Source organism: Streptomyces sp. YS-3 (assembly GCF_045257485.1).
Taxonomy (GTDB): Bacteria; Actinomycetota; Actinomycetes; order Streptomycetales; family Streptomycetaceae; genus Streptomyces.
This window is the reverse complement of the sequence record NZ_JBJHPC010000842.1, coordinates 1-2,290: the sequence shown is the minus strand read 5'-3', so window position 1 is coordinate 2,290 and position 2,290 is coordinate 1. Positions and strand designations below refer to the sequence as shown.

Genomic DNA, 2,290 nt, shown 5'->3' with positions numbered 1-2,290 from the left:
CCCCGTACGCCGGGCAGAGCGGGGCGATGGGGCAGGCGCCGCAGGCGGGCTTGCGGGCGTGGCAGATGCGGCGGCCGGGGCGTTCTTGGGCGTCTTCTTGGGGGCCGTCTTCTTGGCGACGGCCTTCTTCGGGGCCGCCTCCTTGGCAACCGCCTCCTTGGGAGTCGCCTTCTTCGGGGCCGCCTTCTTGGCCGCGGTCTTACGCGGAGCAGCCTTCTTGGCGGCGGGGCTCGTCCCCGCGGCCCCTTCGGGCTCGCTCGGGCCGGCCGGCTCGTTCAGCTCGTCGGGCCCGCTCGGCACGGGCGACGCGCCCGGGAGGCGTTCGGATGCCGACGCGGCCCGATTGGCTGATTTTGATACTTTCGCGGCTTTTTTCGGTTTACTCGTAGGCTGTTCGCCCACAGCGGAATCCTTGCCTGCCGACACTCTTGTGGCCCCCCTGGCCTGCGCTCTCACCGGCGAATTGGACACCCGGCCAGCCTAAAGGCACGCACCGACATCCGCCCCGGCCACAGCCAATCACCACCCCAATCGGCCCCCTGCCGCACAGTCCGGCGTTCGGGTGCGTCATCCTTGTGGTTACCCGTGTGATTGATCGCACTGTTTACACCGTCCGGCAAAATGGGCAACACGGTCCCCTGTACCGGTCGACAAGGAGAGAACTCGTGGACGACGTTCTGCGGCGCGCCCCGCTCTTCGCGGCGCTCGATGACGAGCAGGCCGCGGAGCTCCGCGCCTCGATGAGTGAGGTGACGCTCGCCCGTGGTGACGCCCTCTTCCACGAGGGCGACCCCGGCGACCGCCTCTACGTGGTCACCGAGGGCAAGGTCAAGCTCCACCGCACTTCCCCCGACGGCCGCGAGAACATGCTGGCGGTCCTCGGCCCCGGCGAGCTCATCGGCGAGCTGTCCCTCTTCGACCCGGGCCCGCGCACCGCCACCGCGACCGCGCTCACCGAGGTCAAGCTGCTGGGCCTGGGCCACGGCGACCTCCAGCCGTGGCTGAACGCCCGGCCCGAGGTGGCCACCGCCCTGCTGCGCGCGGTCGCCCGCCGACTGCGCAAGACCAACGACCAGATGTCCGACCTGGTCTTCTCCGACGTGCCGGGCCGTGTCGCCCGGGCGCTCCTGGACCTGTCGCGCCGCTTCGGCGTGCAGTCCGAGGAGGGCATCCACGTCGTGCACGACCTGACGCAGGAGGAGCTGGCCCAGCTGGTCGGCGCCTCCCGCGAGACGGTCAACAAGGCCCTCGCGGACTTCGCGCAGCGCGGCTGGCTGCGGCTGGAGGCCCGTGCGGTGATCCTGCTGGACGTGGAGCGGCTCGCGAAGCGGTCGCGCTGACGCCGTTACGTGTACGTGGACGGGCCCGTCTCCCCTCGGGGAGGCGGGCCCGTCCCGTGTGCGGCCGGAGCGGGACTTTCGCAACACGCCCTAGATGAGCCCGTGCTCGCTCAGATACTCCAGCTGCGCGCGTACGGAGAGTTCGGCCGCCGGCCACAGGGACGGGTCGACGTCCGCGTAGACGCGCGCCACCACCTCCGCGGGCGTGGTGCGGCCGTCCTCCACCGCCGTCTCCACCTGGGCCAGCCGGTGGGCGCGGTGGGCGAGGTAGTACTCGATGGCGCCCTGCGCGTCGTCGAGCACGGGACCGTGCCCGGGCAGCACGGTCCGTACGCCGTCGTCGACCGCGAGCGAGCGCAGCCGCCGCAGGGAGTCCAGGTAGTCCCCGAGGCGGCCGTCCGGGTGCGCCACGACGGTCGTGCCGCGCCCGAGGACCGTGTCCCCGGTCAGCACGGCCCCGTCGGCGGGGAGGTGGAAACAGAGGGAGTCGGCGGTGTGGCCGGGGGTGGGCACCACCCACATCTCCAGCCCGCCGGTGGTGATCACGTCCCCCGTGGCCAGCCCCTCGTCACCGAGGCGCAGCGCGGGGTCCAGCGCGCGTACGTGCGTACGGGTCAGCTCCGCGAAGCGTGCCGCGCCCTCGGCGTGGTCGGGGTGGCCGTGGGTGAGCAGGGTGAGGGCCACCCGTTTGCCCATCCGCTCGGCGGTGGCGACCACGTTCCGCAGGTGGCCCTCGTCGAGGGGGCCCGGGTCGACGACGACCGCGAGGTCGGAGTCGGGCTCGGCGACGATCCAGGTGTTGGTGCCGTCGAGGGTCATCGCGGAGGGGTTGGGCGCGAGGACGTTGACGGTACGGGTCGTGGCGGGGCCGGAGAGCACCCCGCCGCGGGGCCGGCCGGGGAGCGCCGCGGCTTCGGTCACGCGAGGGAACCTTCCATGGGGAGCGGGGG

General features: G+C 72.5%; 2 protein-coding genes and 1 pseudogene. 1 reads left to right on the top strand and 2 read right to left on the bottom strand.

Features of this window, described 5'->3' with window-relative positions; all coding sequences use genetic code 11:
* Positions 1-76 (bottom strand): annotated as a pseudogene (locus ACJA3G_RS35440) (hypothetical protein); the annotation flags it as partial.
* A gap of 589 nt (positions 77-665) precedes the next feature.
* Between ACJA3G_RS35440 and ACJA3G_RS35435 the strand changes: the two are divergent.
* On the top strand, positions 666-1,340 hold the full coding sequence (locus tag ACJA3G_RS35435) for a Crp/Fnr family transcriptional regulator (protein ID WP_017947815.1): 675 nt from the start codon (positions 666-668) through the stop codon (positions 1,338-1,340).
* A gap of 90 nt (positions 1,341-1,430) precedes the next feature.
* Here ACJA3G_RS35435 and ACJA3G_RS35430 read toward each other — a convergent pair whose 3' ends face one another.
* Complete coding sequence (locus ACJA3G_RS35430; RefSeq protein ID WP_406557137.1) at positions 1,431-2,261, bottom strand: MBL fold metallo-hydrolase; 831 nt, start codon at positions 2,259-2,261, stop codon at positions 1,431-1,433.
* Between the last annotated feature and the right edge of the window lie 29 nt (positions 2,262-2,290).